The sequence below is a fragment of the Stenotrophomonas forensis genome (genome assembly GCF_028752115.1).
In the GTDB taxonomy this organism is placed as follows: Bacteria; Pseudomonadota; Gammaproteobacteria; order Xanthomonadales; family Xanthomonadaceae; genus Stenotrophomonas; species Stenotrophomonas forensis.
Genome location: NZ_CP082270.1, coordinates 1 through 18930 on the forward strand (window position 1 = coordinate 1; position 18930 = coordinate 18930).

The following is an 18930-nucleotide window of genomic DNA, read 5'->3' on the forward strand; positions in this document are numbered from 1 at the left end:
ATGGATGCTTGGTCCCGTAGTCTCGAGCGCCTCGAAGCGGAGTTCCCGCCGGAAGACGTTCATACCTGGTTGAAGCCGCTGCAGGCCGATCTGCGCGTGGACAGCCTGGTGCTGTATGCACCGAATGCCTTCATCGTCGACCAGGTCCGCGAGCTGTACCTGGCCCGGATCCGCGAACTGCTGGCTCATTTCGCCGGTTTCAGCGACGTTTTTCTTGAAATCGGCTCGCGCCCACGCCCGGTGGAGGCGCAGAACGCGCCGGTTTCCACGCCGTCGGCGCACGTCTCCAGCGAACCGCAGGTGCCGTTCGCCGGCAACCTGGACAACCACTACACCTTCGCCAACTTCGTCGAAGGCCGCAGCAACCAGCTGGGCCTGGCCGCTGCCTTCCAGGCGGCGCAGAAGCCGGGCGACCGTGCGCACAACCCGCTGCTGCTGTACGGAGGCACCGGCCTGGGCAAGACCCACCTGATGTTCGCCGCCGGCAACGCCATGCGCCAGGCCAACCCGGGGGCGAAGGTGCTGTACCTGCGTTCGGAGCAGTTCTTCAGCGCGATGATCCGGGCCCTGCAGGAAAAGACCATGGATCAGTTCAAGCGCCAGTTCCAGCAGGTGGACGCGCTGCTGATCGATGACATCCAGTTCTTCGCCGGCAAGGACCGCACCCAGGAAGAGTTCTTCCACACCTTCAACGCGCTGTTCGATGGCAAGCAGCAGATCATCCTGACCTGCGACCGCTATCCGCGCGAAGTCGAAGGCCTGGAAGCGCGCCTGAAGTCGCGGCTTGCCTGGGGCCTGTCGGTCGCGATCGAACCGCCGGACTTCGAGACCCGTGCCGCGATCGTGCTGGCCAAGGCGCGCGAACGCGGTGCCGAGATTCCCGATGACGTTGCGTTCCTGATCGCCAAGAAGATGCGCTCCAACGTGCGCGACCTCGAAGGCGCGCTCAATACCCTGACCGCCCGCGCCAATTTCACCGGCCGCGCGATCACCACCGAATTCGCCCAGGAAACCCTGCGCGACCTGCTGCGTGCCCAGCAGCAGGCGATCAGCATTCCCAACATCCAGAAAACCGTTGCCGACTACTACGGCCTGCAGATCAAGGATCTGCTGTCGAAGCGTCGGACCCGCTCGCTGGCCCGCCCGCGCCAGGTCGCCATGGCCCTGACCAAGGAACTGACCGAGCACAGCCTGCCGGAGATCGGCGATGCCTTTGCCGGTCGCGATCACACCACGGTGCTGCATGCCTGCCGCCAGATCCGGACCCTGATGGAAACCGACGGCAAGCTCCGCGAGGACTGGGACAAGCTGATCCGGAAGCTGAGCGAATGATGCACGGATGCCGATGAGGCGTCATCGCACAAAACGGTGCAGAATCCGGTAGCAAGCGCGGGACACGTTGTGGATAAAAATGGCGTCTGAAATCGCGCCGATTCTATCCACAGCTTTCCCCACCCCCTGGGGGTCGGTAATACAGAGGGTTTCGATGTCTGAAATTCTTTTATTTACAAAGACTTAGCGTTGTTTTCCAGCGATTCTGTCTCTACCAGCACCACCAAGCTTTTGATTTATTCCACATTTTTTAAAGCATAGGGGCACGGAACCACATGCGTTTCACACTGCAGCGCGAAGCCTTTCTCAAGCCGTTGGCACAGGTCGTCAACGTGGTCGAACGCCGCCAGACCCTTCCGGTTCTGGCCAATTTCCTGGTCCAGGTGCAGAACGGCCAGCTGTCGCTGACCGGTACCGACCTGGAAGTGGAGATGGTGTCGCGGATCGCGGTTGAAGATGCGCAGGACGGCGAAACCACCATTCCCGCCCGCAAGCTGTTCGAGATCATCCGCGCCCTGCCCGATGGCAGCCGGATCACCGTCTCGCAGACCGGTGACAAGATCACCGTGCAGGCCGGTCGCAGTCGCTTCACCCTGGCAACCCTGCCCTCCAACGACTTCCCGTCGGTGGACGAAGTGGAAGCCACCGAGCGCGTAGCCATCGGCGAAGCTACCCTGAAGGAGCTGATCGAACGCACCGCGTTCGCGATGGCCCAGCAGGATGTGCGCTACTACCTCAACGGCCTGCTGTTCGATCTGCGCGGTGACGCCCTGCGTACCGTCGCCACGGACGGTCATCGCCTGGCGCTGTGTGAAACCGATCTGGCCAAGCCCAGCGGGTCCAAGCGCCAGATCATCGTGCCGCGCAAGGGCGTGACCGAACTGCAGCGCCTGCTGGAAAGCGGTGATCGCGAGATCGAGCTGGAAGTCGGCCGCAGCCACGTGCGCGTCAAGCGCGACGATGTCACTTTCACCTCGAAGCTGATCGACGGCCGTTTCCCGGATTACGAGGCTGTCATCCCGATCGGGGCCGACCGCGAAGTGAAGGTTGACCGTGAAGCCCTGCGTGCCTCGCTGCAGCGTGCCGCGATCCTGTCCAACGAGAAGTACCGCGGTATCCGCGTGGAAGTCTCGCCGGGCAACCTGAAGATCAGCGCGCACAACCCGGAACAGGAAGAAGCCCAGGAAGAGATCGAAGCCGACACCACGGTCAGCGACCTGGCCATCGGCTTCAACGTGAACTACCTGCTGGATGCCCTCTCGGCGCTGCGCGACGAGGAAGTCATCATCCAGCTGCGCGACTCCAACTCCTCGGCGCTGGTGCGTGAATCCAGCAGCGAGAAGTCGCGTCATGTGGTGATGCCGCTGCGTCTCTGACACCAGCGCTGTTCCACGTGGAACCGAATGACGCCCGGGATTTTCCCGGGCGTTTTTTTGTTCCACGTGGAGCATGAGTGTTCGTCCTGCTACAGGCGCTGATTCGACGCCTTGGAACGGGGACCTCTGCTGTCCCGTCGTTGGGTTCCAACATTGACGGTGCGAGTGGGCTCTCGGATTGGAGGCAATCAGGATTCCGGCTGCTGGATCGTCATGCTCAGTCGAATGGCCTTCTTGTCCCAGGTGAAGCAGGCCTCGCGATCGTCTGCGAAGCAATGACTCCTGATTCTGCAGACGCCACTGTCCACAGGGCCCGTTCGAGGCAGATCGGGCTGGGCCTTGCTTCTAAATCTGGGTATAAATCTAAAGCATGGTGGTGATGGTAGGGCCAGATTTCGTGGAAAAACGCCTTATCTGTTTGATTTTAAAAATGTTTATGAGGCTGAAACCCCCTGTATAGAGGGCCTTCGGGCTGGGGGGGAACCTGTGGATAGTTTCGCCGGCACGGTAAAAGGGCTTTTTTATCCACAGATTGCCCATACCTTGTGTATAAGTCATACCGTCCCGCTGTGGATAGCGTGGAACTGTAGGTCTGAATTCGTTGAATTCTGTGGAACCCTCCAGGGTCCTGGACCGCAGAATTGAAGGAATCCGGGTGGTTTGCCGCTGGCATCGCCGTTGAGGCATCCCGCGATTCCCACTGGATGGCGGTGAAACTGCTGAAATCTGTGGGCCTACGGAGTGGTGCCGTGCCCAGATTTGAAGGAATTCGCGCCCTTCCCGATTGCGGCGGGGCCGCAGGCATGAGCCGCACACCACGTGAAACGAGCGAGCAGTGGCCGGCAGCCGTCGCGTTCCGGGGCGGATGGTGCCCGCAACACGACCGGCTTGACCGATGCAGTAAGCTGATGGATTACCCACCCTTCTACCGCCCAGTGCGGATGGTCCTTCGCGCCCCATGCAGATCCGCCGCCTCGCCCTGCACCAACTGCGTCGCTTCAGTGCGGTGGACCTGTTGCCGCAGCCGGGCTTGAACCTGCTGACCGGCGACAACGGTGCGGGCAAGACCAGCGTGCTCGAGGCGCTGCACCTGATGGCTTATGGCCGCAGCTTTCGCGGCCGGGTTCGCGATGGCCTGGTCCGTCAGGGCCAGGAGGCGCTGGAAATCTTCGTGGAATGGGACGAGCAGCGCGCCCATCACCCGCCGCATCGCCGCAAAGCGGGCCTGCGCCACAGTGGCCAGGACTGGAAAGGCCGATTGGACGGAGAGGACGTCGCGCAGCTGGGCAATCTCTGCGCCGCCCTGGCGGTGGTGACCTTCGAGCCAGGCAGCCATGCGCTGGTGAGTGGTGGTGGTGAACCCCGCCGTCGCTTCCTCGATTGGGGCCTGTTCCACGTGGAACCTGATTTTCTGTCCTTGTGGCGTCGCTACTCGCGGGCACTGAAGCAGCGCAATGCCCTGCTCAAGCAGGGTGGACCGTCGCGGATGCTCGATACCTGGGATCACGAGCTGGCCGAGGCGGGAGAACCGCTGACCAGCCGCCGCCAGCACTACCTGGAGAGACTGCAGCAGCGCACGGTGTCGTTGGCAGCCACCCTTGCTCCGCAACTCGGAATCCAAGGGCTGGAACTGAGCCCAGGCTGGCGTCGCCACGAACTTCCTCTGGCCGACGCCCTGCTTCTGGCCCGGGAGCGGGACCGCCAGGCCGGCTACACCTCGGTGGGCCCGCACCGCGCGGACTGGAGCGTGGATTTCCACAGCATTCCCGGTCGCGACGCACTGTCACGTGGCCAGGCCAAGCTGACCGCGCTGGCGTGCCTGCTGGCGCAGGCCGAGGACTATGCGGAACAGCGCGGCGAGTGGCCGGTGATCGCACTCGACGACCTGGCCTCGGAGCTGGACCGCACCCACCAGGCGCGTGTGCTGCAGCGCCTGCTTGATGGCCCGGCGCAGATCTTCATTACCGCCACCGAAACCCCGTCGGCACTGCAGGATCTGGCCGACATCACCCGGTTCCACGTGGAACATGCACAGATCGTGGCTGTGCCATAGTGGTCACACCAGGGCCGCTCGACCCCGGCTGGTATAATTCGGGTTGGAATCCTTTCATTCTCGGCGCATCGCTCCACGCGGTGGCCGACCTGCGGAGCCTACGGCAAGCGCAATGAGCGACGAACAGAACACCCCGGCAAACAACGGCAATTACGACGCCAACAGCATTACCGCCCTGGAAGGCCTGGAGGCTGTCCGCAAGCGTCCCGGCATGTACATCGGTGATGTGCATGACGGCACCGGCCTGCACCACATGGTGTTCGAGGTCGTCGACAACTCGATCGACGAAGCGTTGGCCGGCCACGCCGACCACGTGGCAGTGACGATCCACACCGATGGCTCGGTCTCGGTGTCCGATAATGGTCGCGGTATCCCGACCGGCAAGCATGAGCAGATGAGCGCCAAGCTGGGCCGCGAGGTTTCGGCAGCCGAAGTCGTGATGACCGTGCTGCACGCAGGCGGCAAGTTCGACGACAACAGCTACAAAGTGTCCGGCGGCCTGCACGGCGTGGGTGTCAGCGTGGTCAATGCGCTGTCGCAGAAGCTGCTGGTGGATGTGTTCCAGAACGGCTTCCACTACCAGCAGGAATTCAGCAACGGTGCGGCCGTGACTCCGCTGGCCAAGCTGGAAACCACCACCAAGCGTGGCACCACCGTGCGCTTCTGGCCGTCGACCGTGGCCTTCCACGACAACGTGGAATTCCACTACGACATCCTGGCCCGTCGCCTGCGCGAACTGTCGTTCCTCAACTCCGGCGTCAAGATCGTGCTCGCCGATGAGCGCGGCGACGGTCGTCGCGACGACTTCCACTACGAGGGCGGCATCCGCAGCTTCGTGGAGCATCTGGCGCAGCTGAAGACCCCGCTGCACCCGAACGTCATCTCGGTCACCGGCGAGCACAACAACATCGTGGTGGACGTGGCGCTGCAGTGGACCGACTCCTACCAGGAGACGATGTACTGCTTCACCAACAACATCCCGCAGAAGGACGGCGGTACCCACCTCGCCGGCTTCCGTGGTGCGCTGACCCGCGTGCTCAACAACTACATCGAGCAGAACGGCATCGCCAAGCAGGCCAAGATCAACCTGACCGGCGACGACATGCGCGAAGGCATGATCGCGGTACTGTCGGTGAAGGTGCCGGATCCGAGCTTCTCCAGCCAGACCAAGGAAAAGCTGGTCAGCTCCGACGTGCGCCCGGCGGTGGAAAACGCCTTTGGTGCGCGCCTGGAAGAGTTCCTGCAGGAAAATCCGAACGAAGCCAAGGCCATCGCCGGCAAGATCGTCGATGCCGCGCGTGCACGTGAAGCCGCGCGCAAGGCCCGCGACCTGACCCGCCGCAAGGGTGCGCTGGACATCGCCGGCCTGCCGGGCAAGCTGGCCGACTGCCAGGAAAAGGATCCGGCGCTGTCCGAGCTGTTCATCGTCGAGGGTGACTCGGCAGGTGGCTCGGCCAAGCAGGGGCGCAACCGCAAGAACCAGGCGGTGCTGCCGTTGCGCGGCAAGATCCTCAACGTGGAACGCGCGCGCTTCGATCGCATGCTGTCGTCCGACCAGGTCGGTACGCTGATCACCGCGCTGGGCACCGGCATCGGCCGTGACGAGTACAACCCGGACAAGCTGCGCTACCACAAGATCATCATCATGACCGACGCCGACGTCGACGGCGCGCACATCCGCACCCTGCTGCTGACGTTCTTCTACCGTCAGATGCCGGAGCTGATCGAGCGCGGTTATGTCTACATCGGCCTGCCGCCGCTGTACAAGATCAAGCAGGGCAAGCAGGAGCTGTACCTGAAGGACGACCCGGCGCTGGACAGCTACCTGGCCAGCAGCGCAGTGGAAAACGCCGCACTGGTGCCGGCCACCGGCGAGCCGGGCATCGAAGGCCTGGCGCTGGAAAAGCTGCTGCTGGCCTATGCTGCTGCACTGGATTCGATCGAACGCAACGCGCACCGCTACGACCGCAACCTGCTCGAGGCGCTGGTCGATTTCGTGCCGATGGACATGGACAGCCTGCGCACGGCCGGCGAAGGCGAAGGCCTGGATGCACTGGCCAAGCGCCTCAACCAGGGCAGCCTGGGCAGCCCGCGCTTCAGCCTGGAACTGCAGGAAGCCAACGACGAGCGCCCGGCCGCCGTGCTGGTGACCCGTCGCCATATGGGCGAGCAGCACATCCAGGTGTTGCCGATGTCGGCCTTCGAAAGCGGCGAACTGCGCGCGATCCACCAGGCCTCCAAGCTGCTGCATGGCCTGATCCGCGAAGGTGCAACCATTTCCCGCGGCGCCAAGTCGATCGAAGTGGACAGCTTTGCCAAGGCGCAGAACTGGCTGCTCGAAGAGGCCAAGCGCGGCCGCCAGATCCAGCGATTCAAGGGTCTGGGTGAAATGAATCCGGAACAGCTGTGGGACACCACCGTGAATCCGGAAACCCGTCGGCTGCTGCAGGTGCGCATCGAAGATGCCGTTGCCGCCGACCAGATCTTCAGCACCCTGATGGGCGATGTGGTTGAACCGCGTCGCGATTTCATCGAGGACAACGCGCTGAAGGTCGCCAACCTGGATATCTGACACAATCGGGACACGGCCGGTGCGCGGGGAGGCGCGCCGGCCTTCGACCCTTGAACGCAGGTACCTGATGTCCGCTTCCGCCCCGGTTTCCGCCCCGCCCCCGATTCCGCCGGCCTCGGCCGCGCCGCGCGCCGGTTCCCCGTTGGCGGGTTTCTTCATCGACCTGGGCATCGCCATCGTCACCCTGTTCAGCCTGAGCCTGATCACCGGGCTGTTCTGGGGGTTCTACCGCGCGATCGTGGTCGGCCGTGCCAATGCGGAGGCCCAGGGTGGCGGGCTGTCGCCCGACGCGATCAGCGCGGCGGTTGGCCAGCCGGGTGCACTGGCGCAGATCCTGATGGCGTTGATCGCCACCGGCGGCGCCGCACTGGTGGTGTACTTCTGGCGGCGTCCGGCCACGACGGACGAGCGCTCCACTTCCCGCCAGGCGCTGCGGCGGCCCTCGACCTGGGGCTGGACCGTGCTGGTGGCTGCGCTGATCGTGATCGGCAGCAATGGCATCGCCTTCCTGGCCAGGCAGTTCGGCATCGAACCGGTGCCGACCAACGTGGAGCTGATGCAGAACGCGATTGCGCGTTTCCCGTTGTTCCTCGTGCTGTTCGCCGTGGTGCTGGCGCCGGCCTACGAAGAGCTGTTGTTCCGCCGCGTTCTGTTCGGGCGCCTGTGGAAGGCGGGACGTCCCTGGCTCGGCATCATCCTCAGCAGCCTGGCATTTGCCCTCGTGCACGAAGTGCCGGGTCTGAGCAAGAACTCCCTGCTGGGCATGCTCCAGTTGTGGCTGGTGTATGGCGGCATGGGCGCCGCGTTCTGTTGGCTCTACCAGCGTACCGGCACCTTGTGGGCGGCCATCACCGCACATGCATTGAACAACGCCGTTGCGCTTGCCGCGATGGTGTTGCTGGGGTCAACGTAACGCCGTGTCCGCTTGACGAAAGATTAAGCCGGTACGCTACACACTGCGGACATGAACACGAGGGAGCTTCCATGAAACAACTGCTGCTGGCCCTTGTCATCACCACCCTGGTCAGCGCCTGCGCGACCACCACGTCCCCGACCGGGCGCCGGCAGATGGTGGGCGGCGTCTCCCAGGCCCAGCTGGACCAGTTGGGAGCGCAGGCGTTTGCTGAAACCAAGCAGAAGGAAAAGATCAGCACCGACGGCCGCCAGAACGGTTACGTGCAGTGCGTGGTCAACGCGCTGGTCGCGCAGCTGCCGCCTCAATACCGTGGCGTACGGTGGGAGACCGCGGTGTTCATCGACAAGGAACCCAATGCGTTCGCACTGCCCGGTGGCAAGGTGGGCGTGAACACGGGCATCTTCACCGTGGCGAAGAACCAGGACCAGCTGGCTGCCGTGATCGGCCATGAAATCGGCCACGTCATCGCGCGCCACCACGAAGAGCGCATTACCCGCCAGATGGGCGCGCAGACCGGCCTGGCCGTGCTCGGCGCACTGGCCGGGGCCGCCTACGGTGAGGGCGCGGCCAGCACCGTGAACCAGCTGGGTGGGATGGGCGCCCAGACCGCCTTCCTGCTGCCGGGCTCGCGCACCCAGGAGAGCGAGGCCGACGTGATCGGCCAGCGGCTGATGGCCCAGGCCGGTTTCAACCCGGCGCAGGCGGTCGACCTGTGGCAGAACATGATGGCCGCCAGTGGCGGTCGCAGCCCGCAATGGCTGTCCACCCACCCCGACCCGGCCAACCGGATCCAGGAGCTGCGACGCGATGCACCGGCGCTGACGCCGGTCTACCAGCAGGCGCAGGCGGCTGGACTGCGGCCAAAGTGCGGATGAGTGCGCAGTTCTATGCTGTATTGCAGCACATAAAACGATTTCTCACGCCATCTGTTTCTGATACGTTTGGCGGCTCAGATTTTTCTGACAGTCCGACTTTGCCGCTAACCGGCGGTTCGATCGAGGTGAACGATGATTTTCCGTAACCACAAAGCTGTGCTTTCCGTCCTCGTCGCGACCGCCCTGACCGGCGCCGTGGTCACCGATGCCTTCGCGCAGTCCTCGCGTTCGTCCGAGCGCGGCAACCGTGGCGGCAGCAAGCAGGCCAAGGCCGAGGCGCTGTATCCGAACGCGACCCGCGAGGAGCCGACCGTCAAGGCCTCGGCCAAGATGGGCAGCAAGCTGCAGAAAATGATCGACAGCTACAACAAGGAAAAGTTCCCAGAGACGCGCACGCAGGCTGACGCGATCCTGGCCGACAGTGCCTCGAACGAGTACGACAAGTCGCTGGCCGCGCAGCTGGCCTCGCAGGCCGCCTACCAGACCGACGATACCCCGGCGGCGATCGCCTACCTGAAGCAGGTCCTGCAGTTCAACGGCCTGGACAACAACGGCCACTTCCAGTCGATGCTGATGCTGGGCCAGCTGCAGCTGCAGGAAGACAAGACCGCCGAAGGCCTGGCCACCCTCGACAAGTACTTCGCCGAGAGCAAGTCGACCAAGCCGGAAGAGCTGATCGCCAAGGGCCAGGCCCTGTACCAGCTGGAGCGCTACCAGGAAGCGATCCCGGTGCTGAAGCAGGCCATCGCCGGCGCCGCCGAGCCGAAGGACAACTGGAACCAGCTGCTGATGGCGGCCCTGTCCGAAGCCGGCCAGTCCGGTGAGGCGGTCAAGGAAGCCGAGGCACTGGCGGCCAAGAACCCGAACGACAAGAAGACCCAGCTGAACCTGGCCAGCATGTACATGCAGGCCGACCAGATGGACAAGGCGGCTGCGGTGATGGACAAGCTGCGCAGCAGCGGCCAGCTCACCGACGAGCGCGAGTACAAGCAGCTGTACTCGATCTATGCCAACACCGAGCACAAGGAAAAGGACGTCATCGCGGTCATCAACGAAGGGTTGCAGAAGGGCATCCTGAAGCCGGATTACCAGGTCTACCTGGCGCTGGCCCAGTCCTACTACTACTCCGACCAGGTGCCGCAGGCGATCGATGCGTGGCAGAAGGCCGCCCCGCTCTCCAAGGACGGTGAGACCTACCTGAACCTGGCACGCGTCCTGCATGCCGAAGGTCGCATCCCGGAGGCCAAGCAGGCCGCCCAGCAGGCGCTGGCGAAGGGTGTGAAGAACCAGGCTGATGCCAAAAAAATCATCAACCTGAAGTAAGTAGGAATAACGCCTGAATGCCTGCTCAGTTGATGCGCAGGCGCTCAGGATTGGTATAAGCTTGGAGGTTCCTGCGGTGTCATGCACCGCTGATCAGGGATTCCGCCCCCGGCATCCCGGCCCCACTATTGAGCTCTTGGCGCATGACGGAACAACTAGTCGTTCACCGGTACGAACAACCCGATGACAAGGGGCTGAGCTGGCCTCGCATCGTCGGCATCGCGTTTGTAATTGCCCTGCATCTGGCCGCCTTCATGATGCTCCTCATTCCCGCCGTGGCTCCCAAGGCCGTTGCGGAGAAGGAGCGCAACGTCATGGTGACCATCGTCGATGCGCCGCCGCCGCCGCCCCCGCCGCCGCCGCCGCCGCCGCCGACTGATACTCCGCCGCCGCCGGTGAAGAATCTGTCGCCGCCGAAGCCGTCGCCGGTCCCGCCGCCGCCGCAGGCGCCGGTCGTGGACGTGCCGGAACCGCGCCCGAACGACATCGTCACCCCGCCGTCGCCGCCGTCGCCGCCGTCGCCGCCGAGCACGATCGAGGCCAGCGTGGACATCTCGTCGAAGGCCATGAATCCGCCGCGCTACCCGCCGGCAGCCTTCCGCGCCGGTATCCAGGGCGAAGTGATCCTGATCATTGATGTCGATGCCAGCGGCAACGTCACCAATGTCACGGTGGAAAAGTCCAGCCGTAACCGCGACCTGGACCGTGCTGCGATGGAAGCAGCTCGCAAGTGGCGCTTCAACGCCGCTGAATCTGGCGGTAAGAAGGCGGCAGGTCGCGTTCGCGTCCCGGTCAACTTTGCGCTGAACTGATGGGCCGGGTGGCCGCCTGGCCACCCCCCGCCCACGGTTCGATTGTTTAGCTTAGCTACACCCTTTATCACCACACACAACAAAGGTAAGCGTCATGCTGCAGGAACTTTTCATCGCCGCTGCTGCCGGGGGCAATCCGTCCAACGCCCTGTCGCAGATGGGCTTCGAGCACCTGATCCACGAAATGACCACCAAGCCGGGTGATTTCGCGGTTTCCTGGGTCGTGCTGCTGACCCTGATCGTGATGTCGGCCATGTCCTGGTACTGGACCGTCATCAACATCTTCCGTTCGGTCCGTCTGAAGAGCGCCGCTGATCGCGTCGTCAGCCTGTTCTGGGACACCCCGAACGCACAGGACGCCATCCGTGCGATGGAAGAACAGCCGGCATCCGAGCCGTTCTCGAAGATCGCCCTGGACGCTGCCCAGGCAGCTGCCCACCACCAGCGCGCTGAAGGCGGTGCTACCGGCGGCGTCGGTGAGAACCTGAGCCGTTCGGAGTTCGTCGACCGCGCCCTGCGCCAGGCCGTCACCCGCGAAAGCAACAAGCTGCAGTCGGGCATGACCCTGCTGGCGACCGTCGGTGCGACCGCTCCGTTCGTCGGTCTGCTGGGTACCGTGTGGGGCATCTACGGCGCGCTGATCAAGATCGGTGCCACCGGCTCCGCTTCGATCGACGCCGTTGCCGGCCCGGTGGGTGAAGCGCTGATCATGACCGCGATCGGTCTGTTCGTCGCAATCCCGGCCGTGTTCGCCTTCAACTTCTTCAGCAAGGTCAACAGCGCGACCATCAGCAAGTTCGATACCTTCGCGCACGACCTGCACGACTTCTTCGCCACCGGTTCGCGCGTCCGCTAATTGCGACGCGCTGTACCCAGCGAGAACGTAGTCAACACGATCTAGACGGAGCCCGTTATGGCTTTCAGTAGTGGTAACAGCGGCGGCCCCATGGCCGACATCAACGTTACGCCCCTCGTGGACGTGATGCTGGTGCTGCTGATCATCTTCATCATCACGGCGCCCCTGATGTCCCACAAGGTCAAGGTGGATCTGCCGGAAGCCAACCTGATCCAGAAGCCGGAAGACGCTGAAAAGCGTGCCGGCCCGATCACCCTGGCAGTCAAGGAAGACGGCTCGATCTACTGGAACGACGAAGAAATCAACAAGCAGACTCTCGAGTCGCGCTTGGCGACCGCCGCCCAGCAGACCCCGCAGCCGCCGCTGAACCTGCGTGGTGACCGCACCACCAAGATGCGCGTCATCAACGACCTGACCAAGGTCGCGCAGGAGCAGGGCATGCTGGACGTCGGCTTCGTCGCGACCAAAGAAAAGGGGCAATAAGCCATGGCATTCAGTAGTGGTGGTGGCAAGGGCCCCATGGCAGACATCAACGTCACGCCCCTCGTGGACGTGATGCTGGTTCTGCTGATCATCTTCATCGTGACCGCGCCGATCATGACGTACCCGATCGCCGTGGACCTGCCGCAGCGCGTGCTCAACCCACCGCCGCAGCTGGTCGAACCGCCGCCGCCGATCGAACTGAAGATCGACGCCAGCAACCAGGTCTCGTGGAACAACAGCCCGATCAATGCGAGCGAGCTGCAGCAGCGGATGGAGCAGGAGGTCCAGCGTGACCCGACCAACCAGCCGGAACTGCGCATCGACGCCAGCCCGGATTCCGAGTACGACGTGATGGCCAAGGTCCTGGCCGCCGCGAAGAATGCTCAGATGAAGAAGATCGGTTTTGTGCAGCAGTAATCGCTACGCCGCAACACAACAGTCATGACGCGACTGCAGACGCCCCTGGAAACAGGGGCGTCTTTTTTTATCCCTGGCCGCCCGGGCCGCTATGATCGGCGGATGCTCGCCCTCTTCGACTCCCTGCGCCACTGGCTCGACGGCATCGCCCACCTCGGCACGATCCTGGCGGTGGCCTACCTGCTGTACCTGTTCGCGCTGGCTGGCTGGATCATGCTGCAGAAGCGCGAGCCGGTGGCCACGCTGAGCTGGATCCTGTCGTTGGCGCTGCTGCCCTACCTGGGCCTCTTCATCTACTACCTGCTGGGCCCGCAGAAGGTGAAGCGGCAGCGCCTGCGCCGTGGCCGTGCGCGCTCGGGCATGGAGCATTACAGCGACGTCTGCCCACCCGATGCCGACTGCACCGAGCTGGCCAAGATCGCCCAGGCCACCACCGGGCTGGCACCGAGCAGCGCCACCGAAGTGACCTGGCTGGTGGATGGCGCCGCCACCTACGCTGCCCTGCTGGAAGCCGTCGCACAGGCGCGCGACCACGTGCATCTGGAGTACTACATCTTCAACCCGGACCACGCAGGTACCGCGCTGCGCGATGCCCTGGTCGAACGTGCCCGCGCCGGTGTGCAGGTACGCCTGCTGCTGGATGCCGTGGGTTCTTCCGCCCTGCCCCGCCGCTTCCTGCAGCCGCTGCTGGATGCAGGCGGCGAAGCGATCTGGTTCCATCCGCGGCAACTGCTGAAGCCGTTCAAGCGGCCCTGGTTGAACCTGCGCACCCATCGCAAGCTGGTGATCGTGGACGGCCGCCTGGCCTTCACCGGCGGCATCAACATCACCGACGACGAAGACGAGAGCCGCAGGGCCGACGCCTACCGTGACCTGCACATGCGCATCCGCGGCCACGTGGTGCGCAGCCTGCAGCTGGTGTTCGCCGAGGACTGGCTGTACGCCAGTGGCCAGGACCATTCGCGCTTCGACATCGCGCGGCTGTGGCCGGCCGAGATGCCGCTGCGCGCGGACGGACCCATCAACGCGCAGGTGCTGGTGTCCGGGCCCGACTCGGGATGGGAAACGATCCACCGCCTGCATGTGGCCGCTATCCAGGAGGCGCACGAACGCGTCTGGCTGGTCACGCCCTACTTCGTGCCCGGCGAGGCCGCGCGGATGGCGCTGACCTCGGCGGCGCTGGGCGGCCTGGACGTACGCCTGCTGGTGCCAAAGATGAGTGACTCCTGGTTCGTCACCCAGGCTGCGCGCTCCTATTTCGACGAGCTGCTGCATGCCGGCGTGAAGATCTATGAGTACGGCCCGCGCATGCTGCACACCAAGGCCTTCATCGCCGACGACGATGTCTGCATCGTCGGCAGTGCCAACTTCGACCACCGCAGCTTCCGGCTGAACTTCGAGCTGTCGATGATGATCAGCGACCGTGACCGCGTCGCTGCCCTGGCCGAGCTGCTGCAGGGCGAATTCGACCGTGCCACCCGCGTGCACGACCAGGCCGGCCGCTCGCTGTGGCTGCACCGCCTGCCCGAGGCGTTCGCGCGGCTGGCCTCGCCGCTGCTCTGACGCAGCGCTACACTGCGCCGATCATCCGGGGAGCCCGACTATGTACTGGTTGTACCTGCTGCTGGCGCTGGGCTGTTTCGCCTTTGCGCTGAAGACCCCCAGCGCCGGGCTGATGACCCTGTGCCTGCTGGCTGCCCTCGCCTTCCTGCTGGCCTGGGTACGCGGCCGCTACGTGGCCCGCTTTGGCGACCTGCAGCGCGACCCTGCCACCCTGGTCGATGCCGAAGAACTGCGCCGCCTGCGCGAACAGGCCCGGTCCCGCCGCAACGACGACGGCAACGACCACGATCCGTCCCCTCTTTCCAAGTAGTTCCGTTCCATGACCCAGCTCAGCGTCAACGTCAACAAGATCGCCGTCCTGCGCAATTCGCGTGGCGGCGCCGAACCGGACGTGGTGCGTGCCGCCCAGGCCTGCCTGGATGCCGGTGCGCATGGCATCACCGTGCACCCGCGGCCGGACCGCCGCCATATCACCGCCGAGGACGTGCTGGCCCTGTCCACGCTGACCCGCGCGCGTGGCGTCGAGTTCAACATCGAAGGCAACCCGTTCGCACCGCCACGCGAGGGTTACCCGGGCTTGCTGCCGCTGTGCGAGCAGACCCGCCCGGCACAGGCCACCCTGGTGCCGGACGGCGACGGCCAGATCACCTCCGACCATGGCTTCGACTTCGAGCGCGACGCCGAGCGCCTGCGCCCGCTGGTCGCCGAACTGAAAGCAATGGGTTGCCGGGTCAGCCTGTTCGTCGACGCCGGCAACCCACTGCTGGAGCAGGCAGCTGAAGTCGGCGCAGACCGCATCGAGCTGTACACCGGCCCCTACGCTGAGGCACACGCCGCCGGCGACGCCGAGGCGATGCTGGCGCTGTTCGCCACTGCCGCACGTCGAGCGCAGGCCGTCGGCCTGGGCGTCAATGCTGGCCACGATCTGTCGCAGGACAACCTGCGCGACTTCCTGGCCCACGTGCCGGATGTGCTGGAGGTGTCGATCGGCCACGCGCTGATCGGCGAAGCGCTGTATGACGGCCTGGATGCCACCGTGCGCGGGTACCTGGCGCTGCTCTGACCCTTACCCAGCAGAGTCGAGCCATGCTCGACTGTCCCGGGACGGATGGGAAATGGAGTCGAGCATGGCTCGACTCTACAAGGGGGCTGAACCCTTCAGGCGGCCGTCGCAGCCGTTGAGACGGTTGCGGCGTACTCTGCGTGCATGGGTATTGCGATCAAGGGCCGAGGTTCCACGTCCCACCTTGCCGGGCGCTTTGAAAGCACCGTGAGCGAGGCGATAGATGATGGCTGGGCGGTCGACGAGAGCGAGGAGTTCCTGGCCCCGCGCCTGCGCACCGAGGTGCGCGCCGAAACCGCACGCAGCATCATCACCCGAAACAACTCGCCGGATGTCGGCTTCAGCCAGTCGGTGAATCCGTATCGGGGCTGCGAGCATGGCTGCTCGTACTGCTTTGCGCGCCCCTCGCATGCCTATCTGAACCTGTCGCCGGGCCTGGATTTCGAGACCAAGTTGTTCGCCAAGACCAATGCGCCGCAGCTGCTGCGCAAGGAGCTGTCGAAGCCGGGTTACGTGCCGCAGCCGATCGCGCTGGGCATCAACACCGACGCTTACCAACCGATCGAGCGCAAGTTCAAGCTGACCCGCCAGCTGATCGAAGTGATGCTGGAAACCAGGCATCCGTTCTCGTTGATCACCAAGAACGCGCTGGTCGAGCGCGATATCGATCTGCTCGCGCCGCTGGCCGCGGAAAACCTGGTCAGCGTGCATTTCTCGGTGACCTCGCTGGACCCGCATCTCTCGGCCAAGCTGGAACCGCGCGCATCGGCACCGCATGCACGGCTGCGCGCGATGAAGCGCCTGCATGAGGCCGGCATTCCGGTCGGGGTGATGGTGGCGCCGGTGATTCCATGGATCAACGACAGCGAACTGGAAGCCGTGCTGGAGGCCGCGCATGACGCTGGCGCCAGTACTGCGGGTTACGTGCTGCTGCGCCTGCCGCTGGAAGTGGCACCGCTGTTCCGCGACTGGCTGGATACCCATCATCCGGATCGCGCCGCGCATGTGATGAGCACCATCCAGCAGCTGCGCGGTGGCAAGGACTACGACAGCCAGTTCGGCACCCGCATGCGCGGTCAGGGCGTGTATGCGGACCTGTTGAACAACCGCTTCAAGCTGGCGCGCAAGCGCCTCGGGTTCAATGCGCAGAACAGTCATTGGCCGAAGCTGGATTGCAGCCGGTTCCAGAAGCCGCTGCCGCCGAAGAAGGATTCGCCGCAGGGCTCGTTGTTTTGAGTAGCGTCGAGCTTGCTCGACTGGCGACGGAAAAGCAGTCGAGCAAGCTCGACGCTACGGGGAATACAACGTAGTCGAGCAAGCTCGACGCTACGCCCCAAACAACTTCTGCGCGCTCTGGAACAGGATCCAGCTGGTGGCGATGAACTTGTCGCCGCCCTGCGGCCGGTTGCCACGATGGGTGTGGGTGAACGCGGTCGGGGCTATCAGCAGGCTGCCGGTGCGTGGCGCGATCTTGCGGCCCTGGAACAGGAACTCGGTTTCGCCTTCCTCGAAGTCATCGTTGAGGTACAGCGTCCACAACACGTGCCGGTGCAGGGTCTCGGCCTGGGCATCCTTCGGGTACAGCTCGCAGTGCCAGTACGGATAGCCGCCCTCGCCCGCCGCGTACCACTGCAGGTTGATCGCACCCGGGCGCAGGCAGGTGCGGGCCAGGTCGGCCAGCTGCTGCTGCGGCATGTCGGGGAAGTCCTCGGCAGACAGGCGTCGCGGCTGGCCATTGCTGTCCTGGATCTGCAACATCAGCGGAGCGATCAACGCCTGTGGATAACGGCGTAGATAAGTCAGCAGGCCGTTGAACACCGCGATCTGCAGCTGCTGGTCGACATCCTGCCAGCCGTCCAGTCCACTGATGCGCAGATCCTTGCTGTGCTTGAGTTCCGGGAACACACCACTGCCGACCGCACCGGGCAGCAGGCCACGCGTTGCACGCATGCGCTCGACGATCGCCGCGCAGACGTCGCTGGGGACGGCATTGTGGATGACTTCGATGAAATCGACCGGGCCCTGCTCGTGCATGCGTGCATTCCTTAGGCGGCAATGGCTCGATGGTGCCGTTTGCCGCCCGTGGTGTCACCCCACGGTCATGTCATCGATCTGCCATGACCGTTGTCGGGTGACGGCCCTCAGCCCTGCGCGCCGTCGTGCGCGTGGTGGTAGCGCACGGCTTCGGCCACTTCCTCGCGCGAGCCGAGGAACACCGGCACGCGCTGGTGCAGCTGGTCGGGCTGGATATCGAGGATGCGCTCGCGGCCGGTCGAGGCGGCGCCACCGGCCTGCTCGACCAGCAGGCCCATCGGGTTGGCTTCGTACATCAGGCGCAGCTTGCCGGCCTTGGACGGGTCTTTCTTGTCCCACGGGTAGATGAAGATGCCGCCGCGGGTCAGGATGCGATGCACGTCGGCGACCATGCTGGCGATCCAGCGCATGTTGAAGTTCTTGCCGCGTGCGCCTTCCTTGCCGGCCAGCAGGTCGCCGACGTAGGCCTGCATCGGCGCTTCCCAATGCCGCTGGTTGGACATGTTGATGGCAAATTCCTGGGTGGCCGCCGGAATCTGCATGTTCTCGGTGGTCAGCACGAACTCGCCCTTCTCGCGGTCCAGGGTGAAAGCGTGGGTGCCATGGCCGACGGTCAGCACCAGCTGGGTGCTGGGCCCGTAGATGCAGTAGCCGGCGGCGATCTGCTTGCTGCCCGGCTGCAGGAACGCGTCATCGCCCGGCAGTTCCACGTTGGTCGGGCAGCGCAGCACCGAGAAGATGGTGCCGACCGAGACGTTGACGTCGATGTTGGAGCTGCCATCGAGGGGATCGAACAGCAGCAGGAAGTCGCCACGCGGATAGATGTCCGGCACCGGCTGGCTGTGGTCCATTTCTTCCGAGGCGCAGGCGGCGAGGTGGCCACCCCAGGCGTTGGCTTCGAGCAGGATCTCGTTGCTGATGACGTCCAGCTTCTTCTGCGCTTCGCCCTGCACGTTGCCGGTACCGGCCTCGCCCAGCACGCCGCCGAGGGCGCCTTTGCTGACGGCGATGGAGATGCTGGTGCAGGCGCGGGCGACGACCGCGATCAGCTGGCGCAGGTCGGCATTGATGCGGCCGGCGTGCTGTTCCTGGATCAGGAAGCGGGTCAACGAAGTACGGGACATGAGCGGGCAGGTCTCGGCAGCGGGAAAACGCCTATTGTCGCCGGTCTGGCGGGGGCGTGCGTGACCGCGGGAAGGCGTAATCGTTTCCAGAGGCGTTGCGCTCGTGGCGCCTTCCTTCATGGAGGCACAGG

Annotated in this window: 17 protein-coding genes; 15 read left to right on the forward strand and 2 right to left on the reverse strand. The window is 64.5% G+C overall.

The window, feature by feature from the left end; all coding sequences use genetic code 11:
• From dnaA to K5L94_RS00075, 15 genes are all read left to right on the forward strand, one after another.
• Window positions 1-1332, forward strand: a complete 1332-nt coding sequence (dnaA, locus tag K5L94_RS00005) for a chromosomal replication initiator protein DnaA (RefSeq protein WP_005411730.1) — start codon at window positions 1-3, stop codon at window positions 1330-1332.
• Window positions 1333-1607: 275 nt separating this feature from the next.
• Window positions 1608-2708 (forward strand): DNA polymerase III subunit beta, encoded by a 1101-nt coding sequence (dnaN, locus tag K5L94_RS00010; protein ID WP_005411731.1) that lies wholly within the window; start codon window positions 1608-1610, stop codon window positions 2706-2708.
• 958 nt (window positions 2709-3666) lie between these two features.
• Complete coding sequence (recF, locus tag K5L94_RS00015) at window positions 3667-4761, forward strand: DNA replication/repair protein RecF (protein WP_274511471.1); 1095 nt, start codon at window positions 3667-3669, stop codon at window positions 4759-4761.
• A 112-nt stretch (window positions 4762-4873) separates the two neighbouring features.
• On the forward strand, window positions 4874-7333 hold the full coding sequence (gyrB, locus tag K5L94_RS00020) for a DNA topoisomerase (ATP-hydrolyzing) subunit B (RefSeq protein ID WP_053508123.1): 2460 nt from the start codon (window positions 4874-4876) through the stop codon (window positions 7331-7333).
• A 67-nt stretch (window positions 7334-7400) separates the two neighbouring features.
• On the forward strand, window positions 7401-8246 hold the full coding sequence (locus K5L94_RS00025; RefSeq protein WP_274511473.1) for a CPBP family intramembrane glutamic endopeptidase: 846 nt from the start codon (window positions 7401-7403) through the stop codon (window positions 8244-8246).
• Window positions 8247-8317: 71 nt separating this feature from the next.
• Window positions 8318-9124 carry a M48 family metallopeptidase gene (locus K5L94_RS00030; protein ID WP_274511474.1) on the forward strand — a complete coding sequence of 269 codons (807 nt, stop codon included), beginning with the start codon at window positions 8318-8320 and terminating at the stop codon, window positions 9122-9124.
• A 132-nt stretch (window positions 9125-9256) separates the two neighbouring features.
• Complete coding sequence (locus tag K5L94_RS00035; RefSeq protein ID WP_274511475.1) at window positions 9257-10447, forward strand: tetratricopeptide repeat protein; 1191 nt, start codon at window positions 9257-9259, stop codon at window positions 10445-10447.
• A 143-nt stretch (window positions 10448-10590) separates the two neighbouring features.
• Window positions 10591-11259, forward strand: a complete 669-nt coding sequence (locus K5L94_RS00040; RefSeq protein ID WP_053448359.1) for an energy transducer TonB — start codon at window positions 10591-10593, stop codon at window positions 11257-11259.
• Window positions 11260-11353: 94 nt separating this feature from the next.
• Window positions 11354-12115 (forward strand): TonB-system energizer ExbB, encoded by a 762-nt coding sequence (gene exbB, locus K5L94_RS00045; RefSeq protein ID WP_008265438.1) that lies wholly within the window; start codon window positions 11354-11356, stop codon window positions 12113-12115.
• A gap of 57 nt (window positions 12116-12172) precedes the next feature.
• Window positions 12173-12598, forward strand: coding sequence for an ExbD/TolR family protein (locus K5L94_RS00050; protein ID WP_040006786.1), 426 nt, complete (start codon window positions 12173-12175; stop codon window positions 12596-12598).
• A 3-nt stretch (window positions 12599-12601) separates the two neighbouring features.
• Window positions 12602-13015 carry an ExbD/TolR family protein gene (locus K5L94_RS00055; RefSeq protein WP_004132666.1) on the forward strand — a complete coding sequence of 138 codons (414 nt, stop codon included), beginning with the start codon at window positions 12602-12604 and terminating at the stop codon, window positions 13013-13015.
• A 102-nt stretch (window positions 13016-13117) separates the two neighbouring features.
• Window positions 13118-14578, forward strand: a complete 1461-nt coding sequence (gene cls / locus K5L94_RS00060; RefSeq protein WP_053508105.1) for a cardiolipin synthase — start codon at window positions 13118-13120, stop codon at window positions 14576-14578.
• A gap of 40 nt (window positions 14579-14618) precedes the next feature.
• Entirely contained in the window at window positions 14619-14888 is a 270-nt protein-coding gene (locus K5L94_RS00065) for a hypothetical protein (RefSeq protein WP_274511479.1), read from the forward strand.
• Window positions 14889-14897: 9 nt separating this feature from the next.
• On the forward strand, window positions 14898-15641 hold the full coding sequence (locus tag K5L94_RS00070) for a pyridoxine 5'-phosphate synthase (RefSeq protein WP_053448362.1): 744 nt from the start codon (window positions 14898-14900) through the stop codon (window positions 15639-15641).
• A gap of 144 nt (window positions 15642-15785) precedes the next feature.
• A complete protein-coding gene (locus tag K5L94_RS00075; RefSeq protein ID WP_197606271.1) occupies window positions 15786-16877 on the forward strand; it encodes a PA0069 family radical SAM protein in 1092 nt (363 codons plus the stop codon).
• A 90-nt stretch (window positions 16878-16967) separates the two neighbouring features.
• Here K5L94_RS00075 and K5L94_RS00080 read toward each other — a convergent pair whose 3' ends face one another.
• Together K5L94_RS00080 and K5L94_RS00085 are read right to left on the reverse strand one after the other, a co-directional pair.
• Complete coding sequence (locus K5L94_RS00080) at window positions 16968-17675, reverse strand: 2OG-Fe(II) oxygenase (protein WP_053448365.1); 708 nt, start codon at window positions 17673-17675, stop codon at window positions 16968-16970.
• 107 nt (window positions 17676-17782) lie between these two features.
• Window positions 17783-18799, reverse strand: coding sequence for a class 1 fructose-bisphosphatase (locus K5L94_RS00085; RefSeq protein WP_008265475.1), 1017 nt, complete (start codon window positions 18797-18799; stop codon window positions 17783-17785).
• Between the last annotated feature and the right edge of the window lie 131 nt (window positions 18800-18930).